This is a genomic window from Sandarakinorhabdus sp. (assembly GCF_032115815.1).
Classification (GTDB): domain Bacteria; phylum Pseudomonadota; class Alphaproteobacteria; order Sphingomonadales; family Sphingomonadaceae; genus Sandarakinorhabdus.
In genome coordinates, this window is record NZ_JAUMBI010000032.1 from 41066 (window position 1) to 62641 (window position 21576).

General features: G+C 66.4%; 25 protein-coding genes. 17 read left to right on the plus strand and 8 right to left on the minus strand.

The features are described 5' to 3' along the window. Window positions 1-14 precede the first annotated feature (14 nt). The 14 genes from RT662_RS01765 (at window position 15) to RT662_RS01830 (ending at window position 11429) form a co-directional block, all read left to right on the plus strand. The gene (locus tag RT662_RS01765; protein ID WP_313668650.1) at window positions 15-1406 is read left to right on the plus strand and encodes a DUF389 domain-containing protein; all 1392 of its coding nucleotides are present in this window, start codon (window positions 15-17) and stop codon (window positions 1404-1406) included. Between the two features lie 82 nt (window positions 1407-1488). Beyond that, window positions 1489-1650 carry a hypothetical protein gene (locus tag RT662_RS01770; RefSeq protein WP_313668652.1) on the plus strand — a complete coding sequence of 54 codons (162 nt, stop codon included), beginning with the start codon at window positions 1489-1491 and terminating at the stop codon, window positions 1648-1650. After that, window positions 1647-2519 carry an AraC family transcriptional regulator gene (locus tag RT662_RS01775; RefSeq protein ID WP_313668653.1) on the plus strand — a complete coding sequence of 291 codons (873 nt, stop codon included), beginning with the start codon at window positions 1647-1649 and terminating at the stop codon, window positions 2517-2519. Before RT662_RS01770 ends, RT662_RS01775 begins: the two co-directional genes overlap by 4 nt. Window positions 2520-2624: 105 nt before the next feature. Next, window positions 2625-3077 carry an SUF system Fe-S cluster assembly regulator gene (locus tag RT662_RS01780; RefSeq protein ID WP_313668655.1) on the plus strand — a complete coding sequence of 151 codons (453 nt, stop codon included), beginning with the start codon at window positions 2625-2627 and terminating at the stop codon, window positions 3075-3077. Between the two features lie 16 nt (window positions 3078-3093). Continuing rightward, a complete protein-coding gene (sufB, locus tag RT662_RS01785; RefSeq protein ID WP_313668657.1) occupies window positions 3094-4614 on the plus strand; it encodes a Fe-S cluster assembly protein SufB in 1521 nt (506 codons plus the stop codon). After that, window positions 4611-4994, plus strand: a complete 384-nt coding sequence (locus tag RT662_RS01790; RefSeq protein WP_313668658.1) for a hypothetical protein — start codon at window positions 4611-4613, stop codon at window positions 4992-4994. The genes sufB and RT662_RS01790 overlap by 4 nt, the downstream gene beginning before the upstream one ends. Window positions 4995-5001: 7 nt before the next feature. Next, a complete protein-coding gene (gene sufC, locus RT662_RS01795) occupies window positions 5002-5742 on the plus strand; it encodes a Fe-S cluster assembly ATPase SufC (protein ID WP_313668682.1) in 741 nt (246 codons plus the stop codon). Beyond that, on the plus strand, window positions 5739-6467 hold the full coding sequence (locus RT662_RS01800) for a SufD family Fe-S cluster assembly protein (protein ID WP_313668659.1): 729 nt from the start codon (window positions 5739-5741) through the stop codon (window positions 6465-6467). The genes sufC and RT662_RS01800 overlap by 4 nt, the downstream gene beginning before the upstream one ends. Further along, window positions 6464-7681, plus strand: coding sequence for a cysteine desulfurase (locus RT662_RS01805; protein ID WP_313668661.1), 1218 nt, complete (start codon window positions 6464-6466; stop codon window positions 7679-7681). The genes RT662_RS01800 and RT662_RS01805 overlap by 4 nt, the downstream gene beginning before the upstream one ends. Then, a complete protein-coding gene (locus RT662_RS01810) occupies window positions 7678-8145 on the plus strand; it encodes a DUF59 domain-containing protein (protein ID WP_409530126.1) in 468 nt (155 codons plus the stop codon). The genes RT662_RS01805 and RT662_RS01810 overlap by 4 nt, the downstream gene beginning before the upstream one ends. After that, the gene (locus RT662_RS01815; protein ID WP_273461182.1) at window positions 8145-8504 is read left to right on the plus strand and encodes an iron-sulfur cluster assembly accessory protein; all 360 of its coding nucleotides are present in this window, start codon (window positions 8145-8147) and stop codon (window positions 8502-8504) included. The genes RT662_RS01810 and RT662_RS01815 overlap by 1 nt, the downstream gene beginning before the upstream one ends. A gap of 56 nt (window positions 8505-8560) precedes the next feature. Continuing rightward, on the plus strand, window positions 8561-9769 hold the full coding sequence (locus RT662_RS01820; protein ID WP_313668664.1) for an FAD-binding domain-containing protein: 1209 nt from the start codon (window positions 8561-8563) through the stop codon (window positions 9767-9769). Window positions 9770-9814: 45 nt separating this feature from the next. Beyond that, on the plus strand, window positions 9815-10066 hold the full coding sequence (locus tag RT662_RS01825; RefSeq protein WP_313668665.1) for a hypothetical protein: 252 nt from the start codon (window positions 9815-9817) through the stop codon (window positions 10064-10066). A 13-nt stretch (window positions 10067-10079) separates the two neighbouring features. Continuing rightward, window positions 10080-11429, plus strand: coding sequence for an MFS transporter (locus RT662_RS01830; protein ID WP_313668667.1), 1350 nt, complete (start codon window positions 10080-10082; stop codon window positions 11427-11429). Here RT662_RS01830 and RT662_RS01835 read toward each other — a convergent pair. After that, the gene (locus tag RT662_RS01835; RefSeq protein WP_022679574.1) at window positions 11426-11974 is read right to left on the minus strand and encodes a SixA phosphatase family protein; all 549 of its coding nucleotides are present in this window, start codon (window positions 11972-11974) and stop codon (window positions 11426-11428) included. The genes RT662_RS01830 and RT662_RS01835 overlap by 4 nt on opposite strands. Next, the gene (locus RT662_RS01840; protein ID WP_313668685.1) at window positions 11971-14721 is read right to left on the minus strand and encodes an ATP-dependent DNA helicase; all 2751 of its coding nucleotides are present in this window, start codon (window positions 14719-14721) and stop codon (window positions 11971-11973) included. Before RT662_RS01840 ends, RT662_RS01835 begins: the two co-directional genes overlap by 4 nt. A gap of 49 nt (window positions 14722-14770) precedes the next feature. On the opposite strand from RT662_RS01840, the gene RT662_RS01845 reads away from it, so the two are divergent. Continuing rightward, window positions 14771-16357 carry a lysine--tRNA ligase gene (locus RT662_RS01845; RefSeq protein WP_313668669.1) on the plus strand — a complete coding sequence of 529 codons (1587 nt, stop codon included), beginning with the start codon at window positions 14771-14773 and terminating at the stop codon, window positions 16355-16357. Here RT662_RS01845 and bdcA read toward each other — a convergent pair. After that, window positions 16354-17067 carry an SDR family oxidoreductase gene (bdcA, locus tag RT662_RS01850; RefSeq protein ID WP_313668686.1) on the minus strand — a complete coding sequence of 238 codons (714 nt, stop codon included), beginning with the start codon at window positions 17065-17067 and terminating at the stop codon, window positions 16354-16356. The genes RT662_RS01845 and bdcA overlap by 4 nt on opposite strands. Window positions 17068-17160: 93 nt before the next feature. On the opposite strand from bdcA, the gene RT662_RS01855 reads away from it, so the two are divergent. After that, window positions 17161-17916: a hypothetical protein gene (locus RT662_RS01855; protein WP_313668671.1), complete on the plus strand. Its 756-nt coding sequence runs from the start codon at window positions 17161-17163 to the stop codon at window positions 17914-17916. Window positions 17917-18025: 109 nt separating this feature from the next. On the opposite strand, the gene RT662_RS01860 is transcribed toward RT662_RS01855, so the two are convergent. From RT662_RS01860 to hisB, 5 genes are read right to left on the minus strand one after another with little or no spacing between them, the layout of a single operon-like run. Continuing rightward, window positions 18026-18340 (minus strand): phosphoribosyl-ATP diphosphatase, encoded by a 315-nt coding sequence (locus RT662_RS01860; protein WP_313668673.1) that lies wholly within the window; start codon window positions 18338-18340, stop codon window positions 18026-18028. Continuing rightward, the gene (hisF, locus tag RT662_RS01865; RefSeq protein WP_273461162.1) at window positions 18327-19106 is read right to left on the minus strand and encodes an imidazole glycerol phosphate synthase subunit HisF; all 780 of its coding nucleotides are present in this window, start codon (window positions 19104-19106) and stop codon (window positions 18327-18329) included. The genes RT662_RS01860 and hisF overlap by 14 nt, the downstream gene beginning before the upstream one ends. After that, complete coding sequence (gene hisA / locus RT662_RS01870) at window positions 19103-19822, minus strand: 1-(5-phosphoribosyl)-5-[(5-phosphoribosylamino)methylideneamino]imidazole-4-carboxamide isomerase (protein WP_313668675.1); 720 nt, start codon at window positions 19820-19822, stop codon at window positions 19103-19105. Before hisA ends, hisF begins: the two co-directional genes overlap by 4 nt. Then, window positions 19819-20427: an imidazole glycerol phosphate synthase subunit HisH gene (hisH, locus tag RT662_RS01875; RefSeq protein ID WP_313668677.1), complete on the minus strand. Its 609-nt coding sequence runs from the start codon at window positions 20425-20427 to the stop codon at window positions 19819-19821. The genes hisA and hisH overlap by 4 nt, the downstream gene beginning before the upstream one ends. After that, window positions 20420-21034 carry an imidazoleglycerol-phosphate dehydratase HisB gene (hisB, locus tag RT662_RS01880; RefSeq protein WP_303781622.1) on the minus strand — a complete coding sequence of 205 codons (615 nt, stop codon included), beginning with the start codon at window positions 21032-21034 and terminating at the stop codon, window positions 20420-20422. Before hisB ends, hisH begins: the two co-directional genes overlap by 8 nt. 100 nt (window positions 21035-21134) lie before the next feature. Here hisB and RT662_RS01885 point away from each other — a divergent pair. Then, window positions 21135-21576 (plus strand): NYN domain-containing protein (locus RT662_RS01885; protein WP_313668679.1); only part of this gene is annotated, 442 nt, incomplete at its 3' end.

Here is a 21576-nt window from a genome sequence, read left to right on the forward strand (position 1 = left end):
GTTACGCAATCGACATGACCGCTGAACCGCTTTCCCTTTCGCCCCGCCAGTGGCTGGCGCAGCTGCGCCAGGGCATCGATCATGCCGAAATACTGGCCGGCGTGGAGGAGGATGCGCGCTGGACCGGGCGCTATCTGTTCATGGTGGTGATCGCCGCCGGCATCGCCATGCTGGGGCTGTTGCTGTCGTCCCCAGCCGTGGTGATCGGCGCGATGCTGCTGTCCCCGTTGATGGGGCCGATCGTCGGGCTGGGTTTTGGCCTGGCCGTGTGGGATCTGGTGGCGATGCGGCGGGCGCTGGTGGCGCTGGCTTTGGGCGTGGCGGTGGCGGTGGGCTTTGCCGCGCTGCTGGTGATCTTCTCGCCACTGCAAACCGTGACCGACGAGATTGCGGCCCGCACCCGGCCCAATCTGTTCGATCTTGTGGTGGCGCTGCTGTCGGGCCTGGCCGGCACCTTTGCCACGCTGCGCAGCCGGCAGGGCGCGATCGTGGGCGTGGCCATCGCCACTGCCGTGATGCCGCCACTGGCCACGGTGGGCTTTGGGATCGCCACGGCCAACGCCGATGTGGCCGGCGGCGCGGCTTTTCTGTTCTTTACCAACCTGATGGCGATCGCGCTGGCCTGCGCGGCGATGGCGCGCCTCTATGGCTTTGGTGCCAGCCTGTCGCCGCGGCAGGGCGCCGTGCAGGGCGCGTTGATCCTGGTCACGCTGGTGGCGCTGGCAGTGCCGCTCGGGCTGGCGCTGCGCCAGATCGGCTGGGAAAGCCTGGCCCAACGCCGGGTGCGCGAAACATTGATGGCCGAATTCCCGCGCCCCAGCCGGCTGGGAGAGGTGGAGCTGGTGCTGGACAGCACACCAATCAGCGTGAATGCGCTGGTGTTCACCGCCCGTCCGCGCCGCGGCGTCGAATCAGCGTTGGAAGCCCGCCTGTCCGGCGCGCTCGGTCGCGAGGTCACGCTGACACTGGAACAAGTGCCGCTGGGCGGGATCGAAACGCCCGCCGAACCCCGCCCCACCGCCCGGCCCGGGGCCGAACTGGCGCAACGGCTGGCGCTGGTGGCAGGCGTGCCCGCCGAATCCATCCTGATTGACCGAGAGGCCAAACTGGCCCGCGTGGTGGCAGCGTCGCTGCCGGGCGCCGGGCTGTCGAGTTTCCGCATGCTCGAACGCCGGGTGGCCGCCACCGCGCCCGGTTGGCGGGTGTTGCTGGTGCCGCCGCCGCTGCCACCCGATCCGGCCGATCCCGAAACCGTGGCCTGGGCCGCCGAGCGGCTTGATCTGGCCGTGGTGGCCAGCGGCGACGCCGATGCGCTGGCGGCCACGCTGGCCGCACGCGGCGTGCAGGTTGATCGCCAGCCCGGCCGCGGACCGGCGCGCCTGGCCTGGGCGGTGCCTGCCCTCTGACGCAAGTGCACGGGCCGGGTCGCTATTGTCGGAATTCTACAATCGGTTTCCAGCAACGGATCCTATGAACAATCTGCGACCCGTGGAAATCCGGCCTTTGTCGGAATTCCCGCACTTCAACGGCCCGGATGGCTTTGCTGTCCGGGCCGCTTTTTTGCGGCGCGTTGCCAAAATGGTTCTTTCTGTTATCGTCCAGTATAACAGGGTTGCAATGAATGCTGTGGCAGCAGCGGACAGGGCATGACCAGCCGGGGAGGGCAGGCCATGATTTCCATCCAGTATTTCGAGCCGCCGGCGGCGTTGCGGTTGCACGTCTCATCGCTCTATTGGTTCGAAACGGCGGCGCCGGGCTTTGCCGATCTGATGCGCGCCGAACTGGGCCAGATCCGGCTGCTGATCGATGGCGTCGCCCGCAACAACTATAAATCGGGCCAGCACTGGGAAGGCAGCGGGGCCATCCTGCAGGGCCCGACCACCGCCCCAACCCAATACACGGCCGACACGCGGCTGCGCCTGTTCGGCGTTGGCCTGCTGCCTCTGGGCTGGGCCGAACTGATCGGCATTTCGGCCAACGAACTCGCCGATAATGCCACTGATCTGGGCAGCGTGTTGCCGCCGGCGCTGGTAACAAGCCTGATGGACGCGCTGGCCAGCGCATCCACCAATGCCAGTCGCTGCAAGATCGTCACCGATTTCCTGCAGGCGCGGCTGATTGCCAACCGCCATGCCGCCTGCTGGTTTACCCGGCTGGCCGATGAATGGCTCACCTCCAGCCCCAATCCGCAGGTGGATGCGCTGGTGGCGGCGTCGGGCATGTCGTCACGATCGGTCGAACGGCTCACCCACCGGCTCTATGGCGCATCGCCCAAGCTGTTGGCGCGCAAATATCGGGCGCTTGGCGCTGCGGTGCGACTGGGAATGGGCGACGCCCAAAACTGGTCGGACGCGGCGGGCGATGCCTTTTACGATCAGGCGCATTTCATTCGCGAATTCCAGGCCTTCACCGGCATCACCCCGGCGCGCTTTCAGGCCCAGCTCGCCCCGCTCACCCGCGCCACTATGACCCAGCGCCGGCACCTGCCTGGCCTGCCCAGCCTGGTGCGCATCGCCTGAGCGTGACGCCGGGCCCAAAGCGGCGCAAAACTTGACACCAGCCGGCCCGAACCGCATAAGTAGACCAGATTTGTCCACTTTGCGGGCACCGCTGGGAACCGACGCTTGATTCGTCTCACTAACCTTGCCGATTATGCCGTCGTCGTGATGGCCGCTGCCGCGCGTGAGCCGGGGGTGAAATTGTCGGCGGCGCGGGTGGCGGAATTGACGATGATCCCGGCGCCGACCGTGGCCAAGCTGATGGGCACGCTGGCCCGCGGCGGGCTGCTCACCGCATCGCGCGGTGTGGCCGGCGGCTTCACCCTTGCCCGCGATCCGGCAAGTATCAGCGTGGCGGAAGTGGTGGAAGCGGTGGACGGCCCGATCGCGCTGACCAGCTGTGCCGGCAACGATGTGAATGACTGCGCGATGGAAGGCCATTGCGCGATCCGGGGCCATTGGGCCCCGATCAACCAGGCCGTGCGCGGCGCGCTCGCCGCCGTGACACTGGCCGATCTGGTGCGGCCGGCGGCAGCGGCGGCACCATTGGCGGCGCCCGCCCCGGCGCTGGCTGACTGACTGAAAGAGACGAGTGATGTCTGAAGACGTGTCTGCCACTGCCGTGGACAATGAACCTGTTCAGGATGCCCCCATCCAGGATGCGGAAGCGCGGGCGGCGGTTGCCGATCTGGCCACCTACAAATGGGGCTTTTCCACCGACGTTGAATCGGAAATGGCGCCCAAGGGGCTGACCACCGATACCGTCCGCTACATCTCCGCCAAGAAGGGCGAGCCGGAATGGCTGCTGGAATGGCGGCTGAAGGCGTTTGCCAAGTGGGAAGCGATGGAGAGCCCGGATTGGGCCAAGCTCGATATCGCGCCGATCGATTACCAGGACGCCTATTATTACGCCGCGCCCAAGGCCAAGCCGACGTTGGCCTCGCTCGATGAACTCGATCCTGAAATCCGCCGCACTTATGAAAAGCTTGGCATCCCGATCGAGGAGCAGAAGATGCTGGCCGGCGTCGAAGGCTCGCGGCGCATCGCCGTCGATGCCGTGTTCGACAGCGTCTCGGTCGCCACCACTTTCCGTGCCGAACTGGAAAAGGCCGGCGTCATCTTCCGCTCGATCAGCGAGGCGGTGAAGGAATATCCTGATCTGGTGAAAAAGTGGCTGGGCAGCGTCGTGCCGGTCACCGACAATTATTTTGCCTGCCTGAACTGCGCCGTCTTTTCCGATGGCACCTTCGTCTACATCCCGCCGGGCGTGCGCTGCCCGATGGAGCTGAGCACCTATTTCCGCATCAACGCCGCCAACACCGGCCAGTTCGAACGCACGCTGATCATCGCCGACAAGGGCTCTTACGTCTCCTATCTGGAAGGCTGCACCGCCCCGATGCGCGATGAAAACCAGCTGCACGCCGCCGTGGTGGAACTGGTCGCGCTCGATGATGCCGAGATCAAATATTCGACCGTGCAGAACTGGTATCCCGGCGACGCCGAGGGCAAGGGCGGCATCTACAATTTCGTCACCAAGCGGGCCAACTGCCTGGGGCGCAACAGCAAGGTGAGCTGGACGCAGGTCGAAACCGGCAGCGCCATCACCTGGAAATATCCGAGCTGCGTGCTGTCGGGCGATGGCAGCGTGGGTGAATTCTATTCGGTTGCCGTCACCAACAATCGCCAGCAGGCCGATACCGGCACCAAGATGATCCATCTGGGCAAGAACACCACGTCCACCATCGTGTCGAAGGGCATCAGCGCCGGCCGGTCGAGCGGTACCTATCGCGGCCTTGTGCGGGTGGCAGCAACGGCGGAAGGCGCGCGCAACCACACCCAGTGCGACAGCTTGCTGCTGGGCAGCCAGTGCGGCGCCCACACCGTGCCCTACATCGAAGTGCGCAACCCCAGCGCCACCATCGAGCATGAAGCCACCACGTCCAAGATCAGCGATGATCAGCTTTTCTATGCCCAATCGCGCGGGCTGGATGCGGAAGCCGCCGTCAGCCTGATCGTCAACGGCTTCTGCCGCGAGGTGTTGCAGCAACTGCCGATGGAATTCGCGGTCGAAGCGCAGAAATTGCTCGGCATCAGTCTTGAGGGCTCGGTCGGATGAGGCTGGTACCAGCCTTGCTGTTGCTATCGCTGGCCGCCTGCGATGCCGCACCGCCGCGTGCCGATCCCAAGGGCCAGCAGCTGCGCACCGAGCTCGACAAATTGACTGCCGATTATGGCAAGTGCGTCGATGAGAAGGTCGCCGCCGCCGATGTGTCGAACGATCCGGCCGGCAGCATCGCCATCGAGGCGGTGAAGGCCTGCCGCCCGCTGCGTGGCGCACTCAGGCTCAAGGTCGCCTCCTTCGATCGCCTTGGCCACCCGAACCACACAGCCAACCAGGCCGAGGCTGTTGCCGAAGCCAGCGTGGGCGTCATCGAAAAAGAACTGCGCGAAAACGCGGTGGTCGCCATCGTTAAGCGCCAGAATGAAACCCGCTAGGAACACCATGCTCGTCATCGACAATCTCACCGCCGAAATTGATGGCAAAACCATCCTGAAGGGCCTGACACTGACCGTGAATGCCGGTGAGGTGCACGCCATCATGGGGCCGAACGGCGCCGGCAAATCGACCCTGTCCTATGTGCTGGCCGGCCGCGCCGGCTATGAAGTGACCGGCGGTTCCGTCACCTTCCGCGGCGAGGACCTGCTGGCCAAGGCCCCGCACGAACGCGCCGCTGCCGGCTTGTTCCTGGGCCTGCAATATCCCGTGGAAATCCCCGGCGTGTCGAACCTGCTGTTCCTGCGCACCGCACTCAACGCCCAGCGCACGCTGCGCGGTGAGCCGGAAGCGTCGGGCGCCGAATTCATGAAGCTGGCCAAGGCCGCCGCCGAAAAGCTCGGCCTGCCCTTCGACATGATGAAGCGCGCCGTGAACCAGGGTTTTTCGGGCGGCGAGAAGAAGCGCAACGAGATGGTCCAGATGCACGTGCTGCAGCCGTTCCTCGCCGTGCTCGACGAGACGGACTCCGGCCTCGACATCGACGCCCTGCGCGTGGTGTCCGATGGCATCAACAGCATGCGCGGGCCGGAGCGCGCCACGCTGCTGATCACCCATTATCAGCGCCTGCTCGATTATGTCGTGCCCGATCATATCCACGTGCTGATGGATGGCCGCATCGTCCATTCGGGCGGCGCGGAACTGGCCCACAAGCTGGAGGCGGAAGGCTATTCCGCCATCGCAGCATGAGCACGCTTCCCACCCGGAAAGACGAAGCCTGGCGCTACAGCGACCTCGCCGCCGTCGCCCGCCACTGGCCGGTCGCGGTCGAGCCGGTCGTCGTGCCGGCCGGCGAGGCGCATGCCGACATCATCCGGGCCACGGAAGAAGGCATCCGCCACCTCGCCATCAATATCGGCGCGGGCGGGGCCTGTCGGATCACCATCCTCGATTCGGGCCGCACCTATGGCCGTATCGCGCTTGATGTGACGCTGCACGACGGCGCTGATTTCCAGTTGGGCGCGATCCTCATCGGCAACGGCGCGCAAACCATCGAACTGGTCACCACCGTCCGCCATGTTGGTCCAAATGCCACCAGCCGCCAGATCGTGCGCGCTGTGGCCGGCGGCACGGCGACGACCAGTTATCTGGGCCAGGTCGCCGTGGCGCGCGAAGGCCAGAAGACCGACGCCAGCCAGTCGTTCAAGGCGATCCTGCTCAACCGCGGCGCAACGGCCAACGCCAAGCCGGAACTGGAAATCTTCGCCGACGATGTGAAATGCGCCCACGGCGCTGCCATCGGCGAGATCGACAACAACGCGCTGTTCTACATGACCAGCCGCGGCGTGCCGCCGGCCCCGGCCCGCGCCCTGCTCACCCGCGCCTTCCTGTCAGACGCGCTGGAAGGCCTGGACGAAGCGACCACCGAAGCGCTTGACGCCGAAATCACCGCCCTGCTGGAGACGGCAGCGTGACCGTGGCGACTGCGCCTGCCTTGCTCGATCTGAAGGGGGATTTCCCCGGTTTGGCCGGCGATTGGGCCTATCTCGACACGGCGGCGACCTCGCAGAAGCCGCAAGCGGTGATCGACGCCATCGCCCGTGTCTATGGCCCGGATTATGCCACTGTGCATCGCGGTGTGTACGAACGCTCCGCCACGATGACGCTGCGGTTTGAGGAGGCCCGCGCCACCGTCGCCCGCTTCATCGGCGCAGGCTCTCCGGATGAAGTCGTATTCGTGCGCGGCGCCACTGAAGGCATCAACCTGGTCGCGCAAAGCTGGGGCCAGCGCCTGAAGGCCGGTGACCGCATCCTGATTTCGGCGCTGGAACATCACAGCAATATCGTGCCGTGGCAGATGCTGTGCGAACGCAGCGGCGCCGTGCTCGATGTCGCCCCGCTCACCGACGATGGCCGCATCGACGAAGCTGCGCTAATCGCCCTGATCCGCCCGGAAACCAAGCTGGTCAGCATCGCGCATGTCTCCAACGTGCTCGGCGGCGTCGGCGATGTGCGCCGTATCGCCGATGCCGCCCATGCAGCCGGTGCACTGCTGATGGTCGATGGCTGCCAGGCCGCACCGCGCCTCGCGCTCGACATGGCGGCGCTCGATTGCGATTTCTATGTGCTGTCGGGCCATAAGCTGTATGGCCCGACCGGCATCGGCGTGCTGTGGGCGCGGGCCGAGATTCTGGGCTCCATGCCGCCGTGGCAGGGCGGGGGCGCCATGATCGAAACGGTGACGTTCGAGAAGACCACCTATGCCCCGCCGCCCGGCCGTTTCGAGGCCGGCACGCCGCATATTGAAGGCGTGATCGGCCTCGCCGCCGCCATCGATTATGTGGAAAGCATCGGGCTCGACCGCATCCACGCCCACGAAGCCGCGCTGGTTGCACAAGCCCGCGAAGCCCTCTCCGGCCTCAACAGCATCCGCCTGTGGGGCCCAGAAGATTCCGCCGGCATCCTCAGTTTCACCCTGCAGGGGGTGCATCCGCACGACATCGGCACCATATTGGATGAAGCGGGTGTGGCCATCCGCGCCGGGCATCATTGCGCCCAGCCGCTGATGAACCTGCTCGGCGTGCCGGCCACCGCCCGTGCCAGTTTCGGCCTCTATTCCAGCCCGCGCGATGTCGAACGGCTGGTGGATGGCCTTTCCCGTGTTTCCCGTATTTTTGGGGTGAAGTGATGAGCGAACGCGCTTTCGAAGTCGAAGAAGTGGGCGAAGCCAAGCCGGTGGCCAAGGCGCCGCCCATCCGCGCCATGCAGGAAGCGGAATCGAGTGGCCACACACCGGATTATCTCGATGGCTTCCTGAAACAGAAGCCCGAGCCGGCCCCTGCCGACGCGAGCAGCGACCTGGTGGATGAAATTGTTGCCGCCCTGCGCCAGATCCACGATCCGGAAATCCCGGTGAACATCTACGATCTTGGCCTGATCTATGGCGTCGAGGTCGATAACGGCCACGCCGTGGTGACGATGACGCTGACCACGCCAACCTGCCCGGTGGCTGAATCCATGCCCGGCGAAGTCGAAATCCGCGTGTGCGCCGTGCCGGGCGTGCAAAGCTGCGACGTCAATCTGGTGTGGGAGCCGTCGTGGGACCCCGGCAAGATGACCGACGAAGCCAAGCTCGAGATGGGAATGTTGTGATGGAAACCACCACGCTGCGCCGCCCGCGCCCCGCGCCGTTGATCGTGACGGAAGGCGCATCGAACCGCATCGCCGCGATCCTCGCCGCCGCTCCCGCCGATGCCGTTGGTGTGCGCCTCTCTACCCCGCGCCGCGGCTGTTCCGGCCTCGCCTACGATCTGGCCTACGTCACCGCCGCCAAGCCGGCAGACGAGCGCATCGACACGCCTGGCGGCACGTTGTTCGTCGATGGTGGCAGCCTGATGTACCTGATTGGCAGCACGATGGACTGGCGCGAGGATGATTTCACCGCCGGCTTCGTGTTCAATAACCCCAACGCCAAGGGCAGCTGCGGCTGCGGGGAAAGCTTTACCGTCTGAGGCCTGCGGCATCGCAGCGTCGCGCAGATGGGCGGTGAAACCGCTATGCCGCCGCTATGCGCTTTCCCCTTACCCGCGACGCCGCCCTTGTCCGACTGCACGGTTTCCTGCCAATGGCCGGCCGCGCCTATGCCGCGCGGCGCAATCATGACAGCGGGCCAGAGGGCAACGCGACCACGTCGCTGCTGTCCCCCGCCATCCGCCGCCGGCTGGTGAGCGAAGCCGAAGTCGCCGCCGCCGCCATCGCTGCTCATGGTTTCACCGGCGCCGAAAAATTCGTGCAGGAAGTGTGCTGGCGCACTTACTGGGTCGGCTGGCTGCAGCAGCGCCCGGAAATCTGGACACGATGGCAGGCCGATGTGGTGCGCATGGAGGCGATGCTGGCCGAGGACGGCAAGTGGCAGCGCCGGTACGAACTGGCACTCACCGGCAACACCGGCATCGACTGTTTCGATACCTGGGTGCACGAACTGATCGAAACCGGCTGGCTGCACAACCATGTGCGGATGAGCTTTGCCAGCATCTGGTGCTTCACTTTGCGCCTGCCCTGGCAGCTGGGCGCAGCCTTCTTCTACAAGCACCTCCTCGATGCTTGCCCGGCCAGCAACACGCTTGGCTGGCGCTGGGTGGTGGGCCTGCAGACGGCGGGGAAGACTTATCTGGCCCGCGCCGATCTGATCCGCGATCTGTCGGGCGGACGCTTTGCCGTGGATGCGCCTTTGGCCCGCGAGGCCGCGCCGTGGCCAGCGGACATCATCCCGCCACCGATCCCGCCCGCACCGGTGATCCAGGCCGATCCCGCCGCCCGCACCGGTCTGTTCGTCACCACGGAAGACACCAGCCTTGAAACGCTGGCCCTGCCCGGTGCCATCGTGGCGCTGGCTGCCACAGCTGATATCGGCGGCACCCCGGCGCCGCTGAAACACCAGGTGGCCATGGCGATGCTGGCCGACGGGCTTGAACGCGCCGCCACGCGGCTGGGGCTGGAACCGGAACGGGTGGACGCCACCTTCGGCGTGGACGCCATGCGCGATTGGGCCGCCCGCCACCGGCTGACGCAGATCATCACGGCCGATTCGCCCGTAGGCCCGGTTAAGGACCGGCTCGACGTGCTGGCCCCCGCGCTGGCCGCCGACGGCGTGCAGCTGGTGCGGTTGCGGCGGGCGTGGGATGATGTGGCCTGGCCGCACGCGAAAAAGGGCTTCTTTCCGTTCAAGGCGGCGATTCCGAAGCTGTTGGCGCTGCCGGCAACCGCAATTGCCTGAGGCCGCTTCATCAAAGCGTCAGCAAACTGCTGTTATGAGGTAACCATGTTGTTGCGCCCGTTGCTTCTGCTTCCCCTGCCGCTGCTGCTCGCCGGGTGCCTGATGAGCGCCGCCAAGACCATCATCACCGCGCCGATCAAGGCCGGCGAAATCATCTACGACACCGCCACTGAAAGCCAGGAAGAGGCCGACATCAAGCGCGGCCGCGCCGCCCGCAAGGCGGATGAGCAGGCCGAGCGCGACGCCAAGCGTGCAGCACGCGAGCGGCGGCGCGCTGCAGAGGACACACCCCGCTAATCACCCCTTGCGGGTGACGCGGCCACCGTCCACGGTGCCGGCCATGGGGGAAACGCGCACTTTCGCAGGCCATCCGGTGGGCCTGACAATCGTCACCGTGGCGGAAGCGCTGCAGGCGGCCGGCGTCTATGGCGTGCAGGCGCTGCTGATCCTCTACATGGCAAATTTCCTGTTCACGCCCGATCAGCTGGCCAGTGTTGGCGGCTTCGATGCGTGGCGCGGCCTGCTGGAAAGCCTGTTCGGCCCGATGAGTCTGCAGGCGCTCGCCACCCAGACGATGGGGCTTTATCTTGGCCTGTTCTTCCTCACCCCGCTTTTGGGCGGCTGGTTGGGCGATCGCCTCTGGGGCCCGCGCCTCACCTGCATCCTGGGTGCGGTGCTGGCCACGACCGGCATGGTGATGGTGGTGATCCCGGCAACATTCCTGCCCGGCCTGCTGGTCTGCGCATTCGGCGCGGGCGCGTTGCGCTGCAACCTGAACGCACAGACCGGTCATCTCTATGCCCGCGACGATGCTCGCCGCGATGCGGCCTTCTCCATTCTTGCCGCCGGCCTCAACACCGGCGCCTTCCTCGGCCCGCTGCTCATCGGCGCGCTGGGCGAACGGGTAAACTGGCAATGGGGCTTTGCCGCGGCCTCCGGCTGCATGGCGCTGGCCGCGATCACGCTGCTGGTGGGCAACGGCCTGATGCCGGCCGATACCCCACCCGAAACCCGCCGCAGCGCCCGGCTGCAACCGGGCGACGGCAAAACGATCGCAGCGCTGATCGGCGTCATGCTGCTCACCAGCCTGTTCTGGCTGGCGCAAAGCCAAGTGTGGAACGTTTATTCTCTGTGGGGCCGCGATCATCTGGATCGCATGGTGCTGGGCTTTGACGTCCCCGTTACCTGGCTGCAGGCGTTTGACAGCCTGGCCCCCATCCTCGCCGTGCCGCCGGCGCTGGCGCTGTGGCGCTGGCAGGCAGCACGCGGCAAGGAGCCGAAAGAACTGGGCAAGATCGGCATCGGCATGGCGCTGATGGGAAGCGCCTTTGTCTGGCTGGCGGCGGGCAGCGGTGCCGAAAAGACGCCCATCTTGTGGGTCGTCGCTTTCCACCTGGTGCTGAATGTCGGCTGGCTCTACCTCGTCCCAACGGTGAACGCGCTGTTTTCCCGCGCCGCCCCGATGGCCATCACCGGCGTGATGCTGGGCGCGGTGCAGTTCGCGGTGTTTCTTGGCAGCACCATATCGGGCTGGTTGGGGCGCTTTTACGAGACGATGGACATCAGCGCCTTCTGGCTGCTCCACGCCGCCTTCCCGCTGACGGGCGCTGCGATCATGTGGGCCGTGCGCGGGCGGCTGGGGCGGGTGCTGAAACTCTAATCGTCCGGGCCCAGGCTCGGATCGAGATCACGCGGCCGCACGAACTTGGTCAGCTCCGCCCGGCCGCCATCGATCTGCGCCCAACGATCGATGGCGATATCGAGCCGGGCCAGCGTGGCGGTCGGATATTTCAGCTCCGCCTCGGCCCGCAGTTTCCCGCCCGGCGGCACCAGTTCCAGCAGCAGATCTTCCAGCCCCGGATTGTGGCCGACCAGCATGGCATCGGAAAACTCGTCGGAAAAACCGGCGCAGAGTTCGATCAGCGTGGCGGATGAGGACAGATAGATGCGCTGTTCATACACCGGCGCCAGCGGCCGGTTCATGCCGGCTTCCAGGCCTTCGATGGTCTGGCGCACACGCACGGCGGGCGAGGCAAAGACCAGCGCGAAATCCGGCATGTCGCCGCGCCGTATCGCAGCGCCCAGCCACTGCCCCACCTTCATCGCCGCGCGCCGGCCGCGATCGTTCAGCGGCCGATCGAAATCCCGCAGCAGGGGATCGTCATAGCCGGACTTGGCGTGGCGCAAGAGCGTGAGCGTCTTCATGTGTGGCCAAGGCTTGGCACATCACCGGCGACGATTCCAGAGGCCGAAACGCCGGCCTTCACCAATCGCACCGCCTCCTCCAGCGATACGCGCTCGATCGGCACACCGGGCGGGAAGGCGCCGAGCAGCCGCGACGGCACCGCCGGCCCCAGCAGCACGAAATGGCCATGATCATCGGCGCGCCGGATCAGCCGGCCGAACGCCTGCGCCAGCCGGCCCATCACCACCCGATCATCAAAGCTATTGCCCCCGCCCGCGAGCCGCCTTGCTGCGTGGAGAACCGTGCGGCGCGGCCACGGCACGCCTTCCATGATCACCTGCCGCAAGGACGTGCCCGGCACATCCACCCCATCGCGCAGCGCATCCGTGCCGAGCAGACTCGCCCCCGGCTCGGCCCGGAAGATATCGACCAGCGTTGCCGTATCGATGGGATCAACATGCTGGGCATAAAGCGGCAGGCCAGCGCGCGCCAACGGATCCGCCAGCCGCGCATGCACCGCCCGCAAGCGCGCGATGGCCGTGAACAAGCCCAGCGTGCCGCCGCCCGCCGCCTCGATCAGCGTGCGATAGGCATGGGCCAGCCCGGCGATATCGCGCGGTTTCACGTCGGTCACGATCAGCACGCGCGCCTGGGCGCTGTAATCAAACGGGCTCGATGCCGCGAAATGCTTGGCCGGGCGCGGCAGCCGCGCCGCGCCGGTACGCAGTTCGGCATCCCGCCAATCATCGGCCAACGCATCGGGCCGCGACCGCAGCGTGGCCGACGTCACCAGCACGCCATGCGCCGGCTCCAGCACCGCACCGGCGAATGGCCGCATCGGATCAAGCCAGCGCCGCTGGATACCGACATCAAGCAGCCGCCCTTCGGCGCGCGCCAGGTCCAGCCAATCGATGAAATCCGGATCGGCCGGGCCTCCAAGGCGCGCCAGCAGTTGCTGCCACGCGCCCAGCAACTGCGCCCGCAACGTCAAGCCGGCGCGCGCGCCTTCCACTCGCGCTCGCGCCCCGCCATCCAGCCAATCGGGCGGATCCTCCAGCAGCAGCGCCAGCCGGCCTTCCAGCTGCGCCATCGGCGTCACCATCGCGCCCAGCGCTGCAGTAGCGGCGGCGGCGGCCTCCACCAGCCGGGGCAGGACTTCGGCGACTTCGGTTTCGAGGCCATAGCCGTGATCAGCCTCCTCGGCGCGCGCCAGCACTTGGCCGCGCACGGCAGCGAACAGGCCTTCCAATGGCCCTTCGGCTTCATCCGTGCCCACCCGCCCCAGCCAGCCTTCGCCGGGCAAGTGCCGCGCCGCCGCCGCAATACGTTCCACCGCCTGCGCTGCCTCATCATCATAGCTGATCGCATCGGCCAGCCGCGCCGCGAGCCCGCGCCGCCGGCCGCGCCCGGCCGCGCGTTCCGGGCCGAGCAGCCAGTTCTTCAACTCCACCGCCTCGCGGCCGGTCAGCGCCACCGCGAACGTTGCATCGGCGGCGTCGAACAGGTGATGGCCTTCGTCGAACACCAGCCGGGTGAGGCCGCTGCCTTCGGCCCGGCCGCGCGCCGCGTTGATCATCACCAGCGCGTGGTTGGCGATCACCAGATCGGCCTGAGCGCTGGCCCGTGTCGCGCGTTCGATGAAGCAGCTGCGATAATGCGGGCAGGCCGCATAAATGCACTCGCCGCGGCGATCGGTCAGCCCGGCAAAGCTGGTGCGGCCAAACAGCGGCGGCAACCAGCCGGGCAGATCGCCCCCTACCATGTCGCCATCGCGCGTGTATTCGGCCCAACGTTCGGCCAGCCGCGCAAACACCGCCGCGCGCCCGCCGAAACCGCCCTGCACCGCGTCTTCTAGGTTGAGCAGGCAGAGATAATTCTCCCGGCCCTTGCGCACCACCACCTTGGCACGGCGTTCGGCCGGATCGGGCCACACCCGCGCGGTTTCGGCATCCAATTGGCGTTGCAGCGCCTTGGTGAAGGTCGCCACCCACACCGTCCCTTGCGCCTCGCGCGCCCAAAGGCTGGCCGGCGCCAGGTAGCCCAACGTCTTGCCAATGCCCGTCCCGGCTTCGGCCAGCATCATCTGCGGCGCACCGCTGGCATCGCGCGGGGCGAAGGCGGCGGCGGCGGCCCGCGCATAATCGCGCTGGCCATCGCGCTGTTCGGCGCCACTGCCCACCAGCCGCGCCAGTTCCGCCGCCACCGCACCATCCTCCAGCGCCACCACACGCGGCGTGGGGCGCGGCGGCGCTTCCTCCCACTTGGGCAGCAACTGGAACACGTGGCGTTCGGGCGCGCGCGGCTTTTCGATCAACTTTGCCAGATGCGGCGCCCAGGCCCAGCGTTGGCGGCCAAGGCTTTGCAATGACGTCCACGCGCCATGCCGTTCTGGCCAATCGGGCTGTGCCGCCACCGCCAGCAACGCCCCGGCCGCCCGTTGCAGGAAGCCGGCATCACTCTCGCCCTTGGGCGGCGCGATCCCCAACGCCGCCGCCAGCCCATGCGCCGTCGGCACGGCAAAGCGCGCCGGATACAGAAAAGCGAACAACTCCAGCAGATCAAGGCCCGACAATTCGCCAATGCCCAGCCGGCTCGCCGTGACGGGCGCATTCAGCAGCAGGTGCGGGCTGTCCCCGGCGCGGGCCATCGCCTCGCCGCGCCCCACCCCGCGCACGCTGCCATCCGGCGCGGCAATCCACACCCCGGCATGGCTGGCCACCAGCGCCGGGATCGCCAACGGCGCATCGCGGGATTCAGTTGCACTCATGAAGTTCAGTCGCCAGAGGAAGGCCGAACCCAACCGATAGCCAAAAGCCATGACCATCACCACCGAAACCCTGCAAGCCGCCGCTCTTGAGAACAAGGCCTGGCCCTTCGAGGAAGCCCGCAAGGTGCTGGCGCGCTATCCGAACGGCGTGCCGGCCGGCCACGCGGTGATCTTTGAAACCGGTTATGGCCCATCGGGCCTGCCGCACATCGGCACCTTTGGCGAAGTGGTGCGCACCACCATGGTTCGCCGCGCCTTCGAAGCGCTGGTGCCGGGCGTGAAGACGCGCCTGATCGCCTTTTCCGACGACATGGACGGGCTGCGCAAGGTGCCGGATGGCATCCCCAACCCCGAAATGCTGCGCGAAGACCTCGGCAAGCCACTGACCCAGGTGCGCGACCCGTTCGGCACGCACAGCAGCTTTGGCGCCCACAACAACGCTCGCCTGCGGGCTTTCCTCGATTCGTTCGGGTTCGATTACGAGTTCCTGTCGTCCACCGAATGCTACGCCAGCGGCATGTTCGATGCGACGCTGCTGCGCATTCTGGCGCATTATGACGACGTGATGGGCATCATCCTGCCCACCCTCGGCCCCGAGCGCCGCGCCACCTACTCGCCGTTCCTGCCGGTTGATCCGGTTTCCGGCCATGTGCTGCAGGTGCCGATCATCGCCCGCGACGTCGCGGCAGGAACGGTCTCCTACGTCCGCCCCGGCACCAACGACACCGTTACCGTTCCCGTCACCGGCGGCCATTGCAAGCTGCAGTGGAAGGTCGATTGGGCCATGCGCTGGCTGGCGCTGGGCGTCGATTACGAAATGGCCGGCAAGGATCTGATCGACAGCGTCATGCTCTCCGGCAAGATCGTCCGCGCGCTCGGCGGCAACCCACCCGCCGGCTTCAATTACGAGCTGTTCCTCGATGGCGAAGGCGCCAAGATTTCGAAGTCCAAGGGCAACGGCCTGACCATCGAACAATGGCTGGATTACGGCCCGCCCGAAAGCCTGGCGCTCTACATGTTCCAAAGCCCGCGCAAGGCCAAGCGCCTGCATTACGACGTGATCCCGCGCGCTATCGAGGATTATGCCGATTTCCTCAGCCGTTACCCGGAACAGCCGATCGAACAGCAGCTCGGCAACCCGGTGCACCATATCCACGAAGGCAAGCCGCCCAGCCACGCGCTGCCGGTGAGCTTCTCATTGCTGCTCAACCTCGCCTCGGTCGCCGCCACCGACGATCCGGCGCGGCTGTGGGGCTTCGTGAAGCGCTATGCCCCCGGCTCCAGCCCGGAATCCCACCCGATGCTCGACCGGCTGGTCCATCACGCCGCTGCCTATGCCCGCGATTTCGTCGTCCCCGGCCTCAACCGCCGCGCACCCACCGAAACCGAAGCCGCCGCCCTGCGCGATCTCGATGCGCGTCTGGCCGCCGTGGGCGCAGACGGGGACGCCGAAGCCTACCAGTTCGAAGTCTACGAAGCCGGCAAGGCCGCCGGCTACGAAAACCTGCGCGACTGGTTCAAGGCGCTCTATGAAATCCTCATCGGCAGCCAGAATGGCCCCCGCATGGGCGGCTTCATCGCGCTTTATGGCCTGGCACAAAGCCGGGCGCTGATCGCGGACGCGCTGGCGGATTAAATCCCCGCCCCGCCATCAATCGTCTGTGTCGTCCCGGTAATCATCGCGGCGGCCGGGCTGGCGAGATAAAGCACCAGCGAGGCCACTTCATCAGCCGTGGCGTGGCGTTTGATAGCCATGCCGGAATGCATCATTTTGGCCATCGGGCCGTTCGCCGGGTTCATGTCGGTGTCGACCGGGCCTGGCTGCACCACGTTGACGGTGATGCCGCGCGCACCGAAATCGCGCGCCAGGCCGCGGCCGATGCCCTGCACGGCGGATTTGGACATCCCATAGGCCGTACCGCCGGGCCACGGCGCGCGATCACCGCTGATCGAACCGATGATGACGATCCGGCCATTGTCGTGCATCTGGCGGCCAGCTTCGACCCCAGCAAAATAGACCGCACGCACATTGATATCGATCAGCCGGTCAACGGCATCGGGATTCGTCGTCAGCGGATCGCCCATGATGCCCACGCCGGCGTTGATTACCATAATGTCGAGCGCGCCTGCCGCCGCCACCGCGGCAATCAGTTCGTCGCGGTTGGCGCTGTCGGCCATCACCGCCGTGGCGCCCGTTTCGGCCGAAACTGCTGCCGCCGCATCGGGTGAACCGGAATAGCTGAAGGAGACATTCGCGCCGGCTTTCGTGAAATGGCGCACGATCGCCGCCCCAATTCCCCGGCTGCCGCCCAGCACCATCACCGATTTGCCCGAAAAATCGCTCATCTGCGTCATCTCCGCGTGCTGGGATTAAGCTGCCGTTCTGGCATGAACGTGGAGTATTGCCGACAAGTTCAGCCTCTCCAAGCGGGAAACAGCATGTCCAAACCCCTCTTCGCCCTGCTTCTGGCGCTGGCCAGCCCCGCCAGCGCCGCCGCCATCGATGAATTCCGCGCCGGCGATTGGGCTGGGGCTATGCGCGAGGGACGGGCGGAGAACACGGTGGAGAGCCTGATCCTGTCGGGCCGGGCGCAACTCGCCATCGCCGGCTATCAGACGACGGACAAGACCCGGGCGCTGGCCATCGTCACTGCAGCCGAATCCGATTTCGACAAGGCACTGGCCCGCGATCCCGCCAACGTGCCGGCGCAACTGCAAAAGGCCGTCGCCATCGCCTACCGCGCGCAGCTCACACGCGGCATCGGCCTCGCCAAGGAAACCCGCCGCCGCTTCGAAACCATCCGAACCGCCCACCCCGACAACAGCCTGGTGTGGGGCGCACTCGGCGGCTGGCACGGCGGCGCGGTCGCCACCGTGGGCAGCTTCCTCGCCGGCACCGCACTGGGCGCCAAGAAATCCGAGATGGAGCGCTGCTACGCCCAGGCGCTGAAACTGGCACCGGGCCTGCCGTCTACCCGCGTGTTCTTTGCCATCACCCTGCTCGATCTCGACGCCGGCAACGCCACACGCGCGGCCGGACTGCTGAAGGGGCTGGAAAGCCTGCCCGCGCAGGACGGGTTTGAAGCACTGCTGAAGCGGCAAGGGCTGGAACTGGCGGCGGTGCTGGCCAAGGGCGATGCAGCGGCGGCGCAAGCAACGGCGAGACGATTGAAGGCGTTCAGCCGGATTGCGTGAATAAAATGCCTCCGGCGGGCAAGGTCGCGGACCCTGCACCCGTTGGTTTTGAACAGCCCGAAAACGAAAGTGGGTGCAGGGGCTCAGCCCCTGCCCGCCGGAGGCCTCCTTACGTCGACCTTTTGGCCTTCTCGTCGATGCCCGAAACGCCCTCACGGCGGGCCAGTTCGGCGCGAACGTCGTCGAACGACAGGCCGGCATCGGCCAGCAGCACGGCCAGATGGAACATCAGATCGGCGCTTTCCGACACCATGCCCGGCTTGTCGTCGCTCATTGCGGCGATCACCACTTCCACGGCTTCCTCGCCGAGTTTCTGCGCCATCTTGGCGCGGCCCTTGGCGGTGAGTTTGGCCACGTAAGACGTCGCCGGATCGCCGCTGCGCCGTTCGATGATGGTGGCCAGCAGCTGATCAAAGCGCTCCATGAAACACCTCCCGCACCGGCAGCCCGGCGTCTGCCAGCGCCGCGCGCGCCTGGGCCACGGTCACTTCGCCGAAATGGAAGATGGAGGCCGCCAACACGGCCGAAGCATGGCCGTCGCGCACGCCGCTGACAAGATCGGCGACGCCGCCCACCCCGCCCGAGGCCACCACCGGCACCGGCACCGCATCGGAAATCATCCGGGTCAGCGCCAGATCGTAACCGGCCTTGGTGCCGTCGCGATCCATCGAGGTGAGCAGGATTTCGCCGGCGCCCAGACGCGCGGCTTCGATGGCATAGGCCACCGCGTCGATGCCGGTCGCCTTGCGGCCACCGTGGGTGAAGATTTCCCATTTGCCTGGGCCGACGGCCTTGGCATCGACCGCCACCACCACGCATTGTTCGCCGAAGCGCATGGCCAATTCGCCAATCAGCGCCGGGCGCGCGACGGCGGCGCTGTTCACCGCCACCTTGTCGGCGCCGGCCAGCAGCAGCGCGCGCGCATCCTCCACCGAACGCACGCCGCCACCAACAGTGAGCGGCATGAAGCACTGATCGGCGGTGCGCTCGACGATATCGAGCAATGTGCCGCGGTTTTCGTGGGAGGCCGTGATGTCGAGGAAGCAGAGTTCGTCCGCCCCGGCCGCATCATAGGCCGCGGCCGCCTGCACCGGATCGCCGGCATCGCGCAAAGCGACGAAGTTCACGCCCTTCACCACGCGGCCATTGGCGACATCAAGGCAGGGGATGATGCGGACGGCCAGTGTCATGCCGCGACCCTGATGGCCTCGGCCAGATCAAGCCGGCCGTCGTAAAGCGCGCGGCCCGTGATGACGCCTTCGATACCGGGCTTGCCGATCAGCGCATGAATATCGGCGATGGAGGCCACACCGCCCGAGGCAATAACCGGCAGGCTGGTCGCCGCCGCCAGCGCCACGGTGGCTTCGACGTTCACGCCCTTCAACATGCCATCGCGGCCGACGTCGGTGAACAGCACAGCCGCCACGCCGGCGTCTTCAAACTGCTTCGCAAGTTCAGCCACCGGCAGCGTCGACACGTCAGCCCAACCGCGCGTCGCCACCATGCCGTCACGCGCGTCGACTGCGACGACGATGCGGCCCGGATGACCCTTGGCTAGGCCGCGAACCAGATGGGGATTGTCCAGAGCGGCCGTGCCCATCACCACGCGCCACACGCCTGCCGCCAGCCAGCCCTCCACATGCGCCGCGGTGCGGATGCCGCCGCCAACCTGCACCTTGCCGCCGCCAAAGCCGGACAGCGCCGCCTTGACGCCAGCCGCATTGCGGGAATCGCCCGCGAACGCGCCATCCAGATCGACGACATGCAGATGCGTTGCGCCAGCGCTGCGGAACAGCGCGGCTTGGGCGGCGGGATCATCAGCATAAACGGTGGCGCGGTTCATGTCGCCTTCGGCCAGCCGCACGCACTGGCCGCCCTTCAAATCGATGGCGGGGAAAATGATCATGACTTCAGCCAATTGGAGAGGAACGCCAGCCCGTAAGCCTGGCTCTTTTCCGGGTGGAACTGCACGCCAGTGATATGGCCGCGCTTGACGATGGCGGCAAAGCGCCCGCCGTGATCGGAAACCGCCTGCACATCGGCCGCATCTTCAGGCGTGAAGGCATAGCTGTGCACGAAATAGGCGTCGCCCGACGGCACTTCAGCGCCGTTCACCGCTTCGACGCGGTTCCAGCCCATGTGCGGAATCTTCAGTGTCGGGTCCGAAGGCGTCAGTCGCTCGACCTTGCCCGGCAGCCAACCCAGGCCCTTGTGCACGCCATGCTCGTGGCCTTCACTGGCCAGCAATTGCATGCCCACACAAATGCCCAGGAACGGCACGCCGCGCCCGTTCACCGCTTCGTTCAGCGCCGCTTCGATGCCGGACTTCTCGCGCAGCTGGCCGATGCACTGGGCAAAGGCACCCACGCCCGGCAACACGATGCGGCTGGCGCCCGCAATCACCGCCGGATCATCGGTCACCACCACGCGCGCACCCGCCCGCTCCAGCGCCCGCGCCGCAGAGCGCAAATTGCCGGCCCCATAATCAACCAGCGCAAGCGTATCAGGCACCGGCGCCAGAGCCTCCCAACGTGCCCTTGGTGCTGGGGATCGCATCGCTCTTGCGCGGATCAATCGCCACGGCCGCGCGCAACGCCCGCGCCACGCCCTTGAAGCAGCTTTCGCCGATGTGGTGATTGTTCACCCCATACAGCGTCTCGATGTGCAGCGTGATGCCCGCGCTGCCGGCAAAGGCGGCAAAGAATTCCTTGAACATCTCGGTATCGAGCGTGCCCAGCTTGGGCTGGCTGAACGATGTGCGCCACACCAGGTAGGGCCGCCCCGAAATGTCGAGCGCCACCCGGGTGAGCGTTTCATCCATCGGGATCAGCGCATCGCCATAACGCGTGATGCCGCGCCGATCGCCCAGCGCCTTGGCCACGGCTTCGCCCAGCGCGATGCCGGTGTCTTCCGTGGTGTGGTGGCCATCGATGTGCAGATCGCCCGTGGTCTTCACGGTCAGATCGATCAGGCTGTGCCGCGACAGTTGCTCCAGCATGTGATCGAGGAAACCAATGCCGGTCGACACATCGTACGTGCCGCTGCCGTCAAGGTTCACATGCACCTCGACCTGGGTTTCCTTGGTCACGCGGGAAATGCTGGCTGTGCGCGCTGTCATGAGCTTGCTCCTTGGGCGCTGCGCCTAGAGCAAAGCCGGCCCAGCGGCAAGTTTGCTTGCCCCCTTGCGGCATCGGGGCCAACAGGTGCAGGTTGTGAAGATGAGCAGTAATGGTGGCACGCTGCGGCTTGCAGTCCTAATTGATGGCGAAAACATTCCGGCAAAAGATGCCGCCAACCTTTTCGCGCACGTCCACAAGTTAGGCAATCCGATCATTCGGCGCGTTTATGGCGACTTCACTCGCGACGGCGTGAAGGAATGGCCGAAAGTCATCAGCGAACACGGAGGCTCTGCTCACCAGAATGGGCACACTTCTGCCGGAAAGAACGCAAGCGACATTGCTCTAGCTGTTGATGCCATGGATTTCCTGCACAAAAGGTCGGTGGATGGATTCTGCATCGTCACCTCGGATGGAGATTTCACCAGCCTTGCCAAACGCATCCGCGAAGAAGGCCTGAAGGTTTATGGGTTCGCCCACAGCACCGCTGCCAAGGCTTTGCAGGTAGCGTGTGATCAGTTCTTTCCACTTGCCGCTGCCAAGC

Excerpts from the sequence above, each read along its gene's own strand:
- RT662_RS01765 (WP_313668650.1), top strand. The coding sequence starts at position 15 with ATGACCGCTGAACCGCTTTCCCTTTCGCCCCGCCAGTGGCTGGCGCAG.
- RT662_RS01775 (WP_313668653.1), top strand. The coding sequence starts at position 1,647 with ATGACCAGCCGGGGAGGGCAGGCCATGATTTCCATCCAGTATTTCGAG.
- sufB (WP_313668657.1), top strand. The coding sequence starts at position 3,094 with ATGTCTGAAGACGTGTCTGCCACTGCCGTGGACAATGAACCTGTTCAG.
- RT662_RS01790 (WP_313668658.1), top strand. The coding sequence starts at position 4,611 with ATGAGGCTGGTACCAGCCTTGCTGTTGCTATCGCTGGCCGCCTGCGAT.
- sufC (WP_313668682.1), top strand. The coding sequence starts at position 5,002 with ATGCTCGTCATCGACAATCTCACCGCCGAAATTGATGGCAAAACCATC.
- RT662_RS01800 (WP_313668659.1), top strand. The coding sequence starts at position 5,739 with ATGAGCACGCTTCCCACCCGGAAAGACGAAGCCTGGCGCTACAGCGAC.
- RT662_RS01815 (WP_273461182.1), top strand. The coding sequence starts at position 8,145 with ATGGAAACCACCACGCTGCGCCGCCCGCGCCCCGCGCCGTTGATCGTG.
- RT662_RS01820 (WP_313668664.1), top strand. The coding sequence starts at position 8,561 with ATGCGCTTTCCCCTTACCCGCGACGCCGCCCTTGTCCGACTGCACGGT.
- RT662_RS01825 (WP_313668665.1), top strand. The coding sequence starts at position 9,815 with ATGTTGTTGCGCCCGTTGCTTCTGCTTCCCCTGCCGCTGCTGCTCGCC.
- RT662_RS01835 (WP_022679574.1), bottom strand. The coding sequence starts at position 11,974 with ATGAAGACGCTCACGCTCTTGCGCCACGCCAAGTCCGGCTATGACGAT.
- RT662_RS01840 (WP_313668685.1), bottom strand. The coding sequence starts at position 14,721 with ATGAGTGCAACTGAATCCCGCGATGCGCCGTTGGCGATCCCGGCGCTG.
- RT662_RS01845 (WP_313668669.1), top strand. The coding sequence starts at position 14,771 with ATGACCATCACCACCGAAACCCTGCAAGCCGCCGCTCTTGAGAACAAG.
- bdcA (WP_313668686.1), bottom strand. The coding sequence starts at position 17,067 with ATGAGCGATTTTTCGGGCAAATCGGTGATGGTGCTGGGCGGCAGCCGG.
- RT662_RS01855 (WP_313668671.1), top strand. The coding sequence starts at position 17,161 with ATGTCCAAACCCCTCTTCGCCCTGCTTCTGGCGCTGGCCAGCCCCGCC.
- RT662_RS01860 (WP_313668673.1), bottom strand. The coding sequence starts at position 18,340 with ATGGAGCGCTTTGATCAGCTGCTGGCCACCATCATCGAACGGCGCAGC.
- hisF (WP_273461162.1), bottom strand. The coding sequence starts at position 19,106 with ATGACACTGGCCGTCCGCATCATCCCCTGCCTTGATGTCGCCAATGGC.
- hisA (WP_313668675.1), bottom strand. The coding sequence starts at position 19,822 with ATGATCATTTTCCCCGCCATCGATTTGAAGGGCGGCCAGTGCGTGCGG.
- hisB (WP_303781622.1), bottom strand. The coding sequence starts at position 21,034 with ATGACAGCGCGCACAGCCAGCATTTCCCGCGTGACCAAGGAAACCCAG.